The following is a 7998-nucleotide window of genomic DNA, read 5'->3' as shown; positions in this document are numbered from 1 at the left end:
GTTGCCAGGCAAGATGAAATCCCTGATTCTTATATGATCAGGGATTTTTTATTGTAGAAAAGGGGATGTTGAGATGAAAGATATTATTCAAAGAAAACTTATCATCCGAGAAGCAGAGTTAAAAGATGCAGAAGCTTTAGCCCGGTTGAGAATGAAAACAGATGGAGAAACAGAATATATGGATAGAGAAGAAGGAGAAGGATATTTATCTCCGAAAGATTTTGAAGAATTGATAATGACGGATCAAAAAGAACTGAAAAATCTGTGTCTTGTTGCTTGTGACCAACAAGAAGTAATTGGTTATTGCAGGTGTGAAGGAAATAAATTAAAACGGCTATCGCATCAAGTGACATTTGGGATTGTTATAATGAAGGATTATTGGGGATATGGTCTAGGCAAACAGATGCTTGAAATGATCATTGCGTGGTCTGAAGAGCAAAAAATACATAAAATTAATTTATCTGTTTCTGCATCAAATATACGGGCCATTCGTCTGTACGAAACTTATAATTTTCAAATCGAAGGCTGCTTGAAAGATGATAAAAGATTAAGGGGAGGCGAATATCATGATACCCTACTTATGGCCAGGTTCTCGAAAAAGCAAAAAATATATGATAACGAAAACCCTCCATCCTAAAGATGGAGGGCATTTTTAATTTGTAACAGAAGCTGCTTCCCAGGCTGCATGCATACCAGCTATTCTGCCTGTCACTAAGGCAGAGGTGATATTATAACCACCGGTATATCCATGAATATCCAGGATTTCTCCGCAGAAGTATAATCCATGCATAAACTTAGACTGCATTGTTGTAGGAACAATTTCTTTAACGGAAACTCCACCTCCTGTAACAAATGCCTTTTCAATCGGCTGTGAACCATTTACAGAGAAAGAGAAGCCTTTGATTAAGCTGACAAACTGCTGCACATTTTCCCGGGAAATATTTGCTGCCTTTGTATCGGGGAGTATAGTAGCCTTATCTAACAGAAAATCTAAATACCGCTCTGGTACAATTCCTTTCACTAAGTTACGGAAAGCCTTCTTGGGCTGTTCCTCCATCATCTTAGTAATATCTTCAGTTAACGTATGAGCTTTCTTATTCGGGATTGCATCAATATGAATGCTGACTTCGTTCCTGCCTTTCATCAGCTCTTTAACAACATACTGCGAGCAGCGCAATACAGCTGGACCGGAGATACCAAAATGCGTAAATAACATGTCCATCTGATGTGTGATAATCGCTTTGCCCTTCTCGTTGAGTACACTTACAGCTACGTCCCGCAGCGCGAGTCCTTGAAGCAGCTTTTGCTTAATGAAAGCTTCAGAGGAAAGCAGAGGCACTTCAGTTGGGTAAAGTGTTGTTATAGTATGTCCTGCTTTTTTGGCCCATGCATAACCGTCTCCCGTACTTCCTGTATGGGGTACTGCTTTTCCCCCGACAGCGACAATGACAGCACCTGTGCTGATTTTTTCGCCATCTTTCAAGACTATCTCATGCCTTTGTTCACCATAATGGATCGCTTTTACAGGTGCTTCTGTGCGGATACGGACATGAAGCGTATCTAAGCGATTGAGCAATGCCTGTACTACAGATTTGGCTGAGTTACTAACCGGGAACATGCGTCCATGGTCTTCTTCTTTCAGCTTCACGCCAAGATTCTCGAAGAAATCGATGATATCGTAATTATCAAAGATAGAAAATGCACTATACAAAAATTTTCCGTTTCCGGGAATATGCTTAATTACTTCATCTTGCGGCAGACGATTCGTGACATTGCATCTTCCGCCTCCAGATATCGCTAACTTGTTGCCAAGTTTTTTCCCTTTATCAATCAAAAGTGTGGCTGCTCCATGCTCAGCTGCCGAGATGGCTGCCATAAGTCCAGATGGTCCGCCGCCGATCACTACTACATCGTAATTCATACTTGTTCTTCCTTTCTGCTGATGGTATCCAAAGGAATTCTTCCATCAGGTCTACTTTATGATAAAATAGATTCATTGGATTTTAAAGAGGAGTTAGGTGAAATAATGGCTTTGTCGAATATGATTCGCGGAACATTGCTGTTGACAGCAGCAACTTTCCTGTCGAAGTTTCTCGGGATCATCTATGTAATCCCGTTCAATGCATTGGTAGGCTCTCAAGGGGCAGCCTTGTTTAACCTTGCATATGTCCCATATAATATCTTAATTAGTATCTCTACAATTGGTATTCCGTTAGGTGTTTCAAAATTTGTATCAAAATATAATGGTTTGGGGGATTATCAGACAAGCCAACGCGTCTTTAAAACCGGATTCGGAATCATGGGTATCATGGGTACTCTAGCATTTCTTATCATGTATTTTGGTGCGGACTTGATAGCACATTGGAGTGTAGGAGATGGGAAATCCAACTTTACACCAGAGACAGTAGCTTATGTAATTAAGCTGGTTAGTTTTGCCAACCTTATTATACCGGCAATGAGTATTGTAAGAGGCTTCTTCCAAGGTAATCAATCAATGGGGCCATCTGCTGTGTCTACAGTTGTGGAACAAATAGCACGCATTGTCTTCTTGCTGCTTAGTATGTATCTTGTCCTACATGTATTCAACGAAAACATAGCAGTAGCGGTTGGATATGCAACATTCGCTGCATTTGTAGGTGCACTCGCTTCCTGTGCAGTGCTCTTTGTCTATTGGCGTGCCCGCAAACCGCATCTGGAACTAAGAATAAGACAGCAAACAGTTCGACCTGCAGCTATGTCAGATAAAACAATTATTAAAGAATTACTCAGCTATGCAGGTCCATTCGTTGTGACAGGGATTGCGACGTCTCTATATCAGTTCATTGATCAGTTTACTGTCCCGCGTGCACTGGAGGCAATTGGTCAAGGCGAAGTTGCTTTAAATATCTTCGGAGTGATTAACTTATACGCTCAAAAAATAATCACTATTCCCATGACATTGTCGATTGGGTTATCATTGGCGGCTGTTCCTGCAATAACTCGTGCATTTTTTTCTAATGACCGTAAATTATACTTACAGCAGATTAATCAGTCATTGCAAATCGTGATTTTCTTGATTTTTCCTGCCAGTATCGGAATAGCATTGCTTGGTAGTGAAGCTTATACAGCCTTTTATGGTACAGAAGATGTTCTCAACCCTGTTATAGATGCAGGAACGCTAATGGTATGGTACGCACCAGTAGCACTGCTGTTTGCTTTATTCACGACAACGTCATCCATTTTGCAAGGTATAAATGAACAGCGTTTCTCCGTCATCAGTCTAACAGCAGGATTATTAGTGAAGATATTCTTTAATATACCGCTCATTCATGCGTTCGGAGCAAAAGGAGCCATCTTTGGAACGGCCTTGGCAGTCGGTATTGCAACAGTATTGAATTTCCTTAAAATGAAGCATGTATTAAAGTTCCCAGTGCGTCAGCTTGCAAAGCGGACAATCCTCATTGTAATTTTCACAGCAATTATGTCGGCTGTTGTACTGCTTACTAAGTATCTGCTTGGATTCGCGATTACGTTCCGAGATGGACAAATTGCATCAGCAGTGATCATTCTCGTTTGTGCGGTTGTTGGTGGAGCGGTTTATATGATTCTCTCGTATAAATCTACTTTGCTTGAGCGTGTACTTGGTAATCGGATTGGGTTCTTGGATCGTCTATTGAAAAGAAAGAAGGGTTAAATGATGAGAATGGATAAACTGCTTGCCAATATGGGCTATGGCAGCAGAAAAGAAGTGAAGACGCTTCTCAAACAAGGAGCAATTACGGTGAATGGTTCTCAAGTCAAATCACCGTCTATCCATGTGAATGAAAAGAAAGATATTGTACAAGTGAATGGTGAAACCGTCGAGTACAGAGAATTTATCTATTTGATGATGCATAAGCCGCCTGGTTTAGTCTCGGCTACGGAAGATAAAAGAGATGAAACAGTTGTCGATATTCTGCAGACGGAGGATCGCATATTCGAACCGTTCCCGGTCGGCCGATTGGATAAAGATACGGAAGGGCTTCTGCTGTTGACGAATGATGGGACGCTTGCCCATCAGCTGTTATCACCGAAGAAACACGTGCCCAAGCTCTACTTTGCGCGTATCGAAGGTGAAGTCACTGAAAAGACGATAGAGCAATTCCATCAAGGTGTAACGCTGGATGATGGTTATATGACGAAGCCGGCTATTCTGCAAATCTTGGAAGCAGGTCCAGTTTCAGAGATTGAGGTTACGATAACAGAAGGAAAGTTTCATCAGGTCAAGCGCATGTTCGAAGCAGTAGGAATGGAAGTTGTCTATCTGAAACGTCTGCGGATGGGCAGCCTTGAGCTGGACGAAGATCTTGAGCTTGGGGAATACAGGGAACTTTCTGATGATGAGCTTAGCAAGCTGATCCAGGATACAAAAAAAAGCTGATCTGCTCGCAGATCAGCTTGCCTTAAATTAGGAAATTATTACATAGGTTGTACGTTTTAAATCAAGAGATTTTGACTTTTTTTGAGGTTGTTGACCAAACCCCCCGATGAGGACTTTGTACTAAACCGTTATACTCCAGCACGTTTAGATCGCGCTGTACAGTACGGTCCGTTATACCAAATTCTTCAGCCAATTCTGTAGTAGAAACTGTGTCCCTTTCCTTAATGTAAAGATAGACAGCTTTTACACGGTTTAGCATTCGGGATGTTGATTGATTCAAAAAACCACTCCTTAGTCTACATAAGAATCGGTGGTGCTCTAAATCTCTTTCTACCCGTATTTTACAATAATTAAGCCAAGAAGGCTAGGAGATAGGTTTAATTTTCTGTTAATTCTATTCTTAAAACGTAAACAAAATTATTGATAAGAAAACAGGAGGCGAAGGAAATGGAAAAAATCAATTGGTATGAAAAGGCATCGGCTTATAAAGATGCTTATGTGAAAGTGCTGAAAGAACTCGTATCCATTCCTAGTGTGTATGATGAATCGACAAAAACGGACAAGCAGCCATTTGGTGAAAAGATTGATGAAGCACTAACGTATATATTGCAAGTAGGGAAGAATGATGGATTTATAACCAAATATGTCGATGGCTATGCTGGCCATATCGAGTATGGACAAGGTGAAGGGTTAGTGGGCGTACTTGGTCATTTAGATGTCGTACCTGCGGATGGTGAGTGGACATATGGTGCATTTAACCCTACTCTGGCAGATGAACATTTATTCGGAAGAGGGACATTGGATGATAAGGGACCGGTTGTAGCAGCTTACTTTGCGATGAAACTGCTTAAAGATCTTGGTTACACACCGAAGAAACGTGTCCGTTTGATTATGGGTACGGATGAAGAGCGCGATTGGCAATGTATGACGTACTACTTCCAGCATGAAGAAATGCCGGATACCGGATTCACACCAGATGCAGACTTCCCACTTATCTATGCAGAAAAAGGAATCATTGATGGAAATATCTCGCTTCCTGCAGCTGCAGCACAAAGTGACATGCTTCGACTTGAACAGTTCGAAGGTGGAAAAGCATTGAATATGGTTCCAGGACTCGCGGAGGCGCTTCTTACTGGGGAGAGCTTGGCAAAGGTAGAAGAAGCATTCACAGCCTTCTTGGCAGCTGAAGGGTACAGCGGTAAGGCTGAAGCTAAAGAAAATGCTATCCAGCTAAGCTTGTCTGGTAAAGCTGCTCATGGCTCGACACCAGAAAAAGGCATCAATGCAGTAGTGGCTTTGGCTAAATTCTTAGTGAACTTACCATTACATGGTGATGTGACGGACAAGCTAAGCTGGCTCATCGAAAAGTTCGAGAATTATAATGGCAATGGCATTGATCTGGCTCTGACTGATGATGTATCAGGTCCTTTGACACTTAATCTTGGGGAATTTAGCATGAAAGATGCGGAGGCTTGGAAAATTGGCGTAAACATCCGTTATCCAGTTACATCTGAATATGATGACGTTACGTCTAGATTGTTTGCGCAGCTTGCAGAAGCAGGTGCAGGATTCCAGGAAACTTCTCATTTGGCATCTTTATATGTAGAAAAGGATGATCCGCTAGTTGAGACATTGCTTGATGTGTATCGTCGTCAAACAGGCGATCAAACAGATATCTTGGCGATAGGCGGCGGCACATATGCACGAGCGATGAAAAAAGGTGTGGCATTCGGACCGCTGTTCCCAGGCGGATCAGACAGTGCACATCAGCAGGATGAGCACATCTTGCTTGAAGATATGCTCCGTGCCATTGCCATTTATGCAGAAGCAATTTATCTGCTGACAAAGGATGAGCGCGGGTAATGCAAGCATCGACTAAAAAGACTTACAGATCTTTTCAATACTTTTATCTAGCGGCTTTTCTTTCCAACGGATCCTTGTTTCCGCTGCTTGCTGTTTTTCTGCAGGAAGAAAAACAGTTGGATCCTGTACTTGTTGGTCTGATTGTAGCGGCAATTCCATTAGTGAATACAGTAATGGAGCCTGTCTGGGGGCTGCTTAGCGATTATACTCAAAAACCATTGCGTCTTTTGGCAGTAGCATTAGCTGCTGCTGCGGCGCTTGCATTCATTTATCTATTTTATGATCATTATGCATTGCTGCTGATCGGAATGCTGGCTATCGCCGTATTCCAGGCAGCTGTCATTCCTTTGTCGGACAGTATGGCGTTAAGCTTTGTCGAACAGCACAAGCTTGTCTACGGGAACATTCGTTTATGGGGAGCAATAGGATTTGCGGTTGCTTCATTCCTATTAGGATACATAACAGATTTTGTAGGTACAGTGGATGTCATATTCATAGCATATGGATTGTTTCTGCTGCTTGCACTGCCAGCATTGCGTAAATTTCCGCGGAAAGGTTATGACATAGCCAGAGTATCGATGAAAGAAGGATTGCGTACTTTACGGAAAAACAAGCCATTCATGTTGTTCCTGGTATCTAATTTCCTTATATTTGGCCCTATACTTGCAAATAATTTCTATTTCGGGACATTCATTTTAGCTGCTGGAGGCACACTAAGCGCTGTCGGCATCGCATTCTTCCTAGGAGCGGGCAGTGAAGCACCATTCATGAAACTGGCTCATCTGATTATTAGGAAGATGAGCATTCTGCATGTTGTCATATTAAGCGCGGCTGTATCCGGCGCAAGATGGGTTTTGTACATGTTCGACCCATCACTTACTGTCATCTTCATCACAACTATTATCCAAGGATTGTCGATCGGACTCTATGTACCGGCTGCTTTGTTATATATAAGAAGTGCTGCGCCTTCATCTGTACAAGCGACTGCCATTGCGCTTTATTCTGCGGTAGGTACAGGGCTTGGCAATGCGCTGTTTAATCTGATGGGCGGGATGATTCTCGAGGTTGCAACTGTTTATCATATGTATGCGTTGTTTGCCGCAACGACTTTCATTGGTGTTGGTATTTTGTTTATCGTGAAGAGAATGATGGGTACAGCTAAAGGGAAAAGAGGAGTAGCATGAGTACACATTATTTCATTGGTATAGGTACCGATGAATCTATTCAGGCAGCATTGGCTGAGTGGCAGAGCGACTTAAAAGCATACGTTCCGATGAAACTATGGCCAAGGCCGGAGGAATTCCATATAACACTGCAATTCCTAGGTGCCACGACAGATGAGCAGCTGGATAAGATAAAATTGGCTTGGCAGAAACAGGATTTCGGAAAAGTATTTACTTTGGACGTTGCCGGAGTGTATATTTTCGGCAGTCCAAAGCAGCCTCGTGTCGTATGGGCCGGGGTAAAACCGCTTAATCAGCTTCAAGCATTGCATCAAGAAGTAACTGCAAGTACAGAGCAAGCTGGATTCAAGCTCGAGAACCGACCGTATCGACCGCACATAACACTTGGGAAGAAATGGGGTTCTGGTAAAGTAAATGGACAGCTCCCGCTTCCGGATAAAGATTTGTCCGCACCTATCTTGGTGGAGAAGGTAACGCTTTACCGTATCGAACCTGGGAAACGGCCGAAATACGTTCCAGTACTGGTCAAAGATCTGGAGAAGGAGTGAATCA

The 7998-nt window shown here is 42.5% G+C and carries 8 protein-coding genes; 6 read left to right on the top strand and 2 right to left on the bottom strand.

Features of this window, described 5'->3' with window-relative positions:
- Nucleotides 1-73: 73 nt before the first annotated feature.
- Nucleotides 74-637: a GNAT family N-acetyltransferase gene (locus CHH48_RS17785; protein ID WP_095220566.1), complete on the top strand. Its 564-nt coding sequence runs from the start codon at nucleotides 74-76 to the stop codon at nucleotides 635-637.
- Between the two features lie 15 nt (nucleotides 638-652).
- Here CHH48_RS17785 and CHH48_RS17780 read toward each other — a convergent pair whose 3' ends face one another.
- The gene (locus tag CHH48_RS17780) at nucleotides 653-1921 is read right to left on the bottom strand and encodes an NAD(P)/FAD-dependent oxidoreductase (RefSeq protein ID WP_095220567.1); all 1269 of its coding nucleotides are present in this window, start codon (nucleotides 1919-1921) and stop codon (nucleotides 653-655) included.
- 105 nt (nucleotides 1922-2026) lie between these two features.
- Between CHH48_RS17780 and CHH48_RS17775 the strand changes: the two genes are divergently transcribed.
- Together CHH48_RS17775 and CHH48_RS17770 are read left to right on the top strand one after the other, a co-directional pair.
- Complete coding sequence (locus tag CHH48_RS17775; protein WP_245840435.1) at nucleotides 2027-3673, top strand: putative polysaccharide biosynthesis protein; 1647 nt, start codon at nucleotides 2027-2029, stop codon at nucleotides 3671-3673.
- A gap of 3 nt (nucleotides 3674-3676) precedes the next feature.
- The gene (locus tag CHH48_RS17770; protein WP_095220626.1) at nucleotides 3677-4399 is read left to right on the top strand and encodes a pseudouridine synthase; all 723 of its coding nucleotides are present in this window, start codon (nucleotides 3677-3679) and stop codon (nucleotides 4397-4399) included.
- 61 nt (nucleotides 4400-4460) lie between these two features.
- Here CHH48_RS17770 and CHH48_RS17765 read toward each other — a convergent pair whose 3' ends face one another.
- Entirely contained in the window at nucleotides 4461-4679 is a 219-nt protein-coding gene (locus CHH48_RS17765) for a DeoR family transcriptional regulator (RefSeq protein WP_093879353.1), read from the bottom strand.
- A 167-nt stretch (nucleotides 4680-4846) separates the two neighbouring features.
- Between CHH48_RS17765 and pepV the strand changes: the two genes are divergently transcribed.
- Genes pepV through thpR form a run of 3 tightly spaced genes read left to right on the top strand, consistent with a single transcriptional unit; the run spans nucleotide 4847 to nucleotide 7994 of the window.
- Complete coding sequence (gene pepV, locus CHH48_RS17760; RefSeq protein WP_095220568.1) at nucleotides 4847-6262, top strand: dipeptidase PepV; 1416 nt, start codon at nucleotides 4847-4849, stop codon at nucleotides 6260-6262.
- Nucleotides 6262-7446 carry an MFS transporter gene (locus CHH48_RS17755; RefSeq protein ID WP_095220569.1) on the top strand — a complete coding sequence of 395 codons (1185 nt, stop codon included), beginning with the start codon at nucleotides 6262-6264 and terminating at the stop codon, nucleotides 7444-7446. The genes pepV and CHH48_RS17755 overlap by 1 nt, the downstream gene beginning before the upstream one ends.
- Nucleotides 7443-7994, top strand: coding sequence for an RNA 2',3'-cyclic phosphodiesterase (thpR, locus tag CHH48_RS17750; protein ID WP_095220570.1), 552 nt, complete (start codon nucleotides 7443-7445; stop codon nucleotides 7992-7994). The genes CHH48_RS17755 and thpR overlap by 4 nt, the downstream gene beginning before the upstream one ends.
- The last annotated feature ends 4 nt before the right edge of the window (nucleotides 7995-7998 follow it).

It is taken from the genome of Terribacillus saccharophilus (genome assembly GCF_002272075.1).
Classification (GTDB): domain Bacteria; phylum Bacillota; class Bacilli; order Bacillales; family Amphibacillaceae; genus Terribacillus; species Terribacillus saccharophilus_A.
Note: the sequence above shows the minus strand (reverse complement) of the source record. Positions and strands in the feature narration are given on the sequence as shown.

Coding starts and splice junctions, on each gene's coding strand:
- CHH48_RS17770 (WP_095220626.1), top strand. CDS start 3,677: ATGAGAATGGATAAACTGCTTGCCAATATGGGCTATGGCAGCAGAAAA.
- CHH48_RS17785 (WP_095220566.1), top strand. CDS start 74: ATGAAAGATATTATTCAAAGAAAACTTATCATCCGAGAAGCAGAGTTA.
- pepV (WP_095220568.1), top strand. CDS start 4,847: ATGGAAAAAATCAATTGGTATGAAAAGGCATCGGCTTATAAAGATGCT.
- CHH48_RS17755 (WP_095220569.1), top strand. CDS start 6,262: ATGCAAGCATCGACTAAAAAGACTTACAGATCTTTTCAATACTTTTAT.
- thpR (WP_095220570.1), top strand. CDS start 7,443: ATGAGTACACATTATTTCATTGGTATAGGTACCGATGAATCTATTCAG.
- CHH48_RS17780 (WP_095220567.1), bottom strand. CDS start 1,921: ATGAATTACGATGTAGTAGTGATCGGCGGCGGACCATCTGGACTTATG.
- CHH48_RS17775 (WP_245840435.1), top strand. CDS start 2,027: ATGGCTTTGTCGAATATGATTCGCGGAACATTGCTGTTGACAGCAGCA.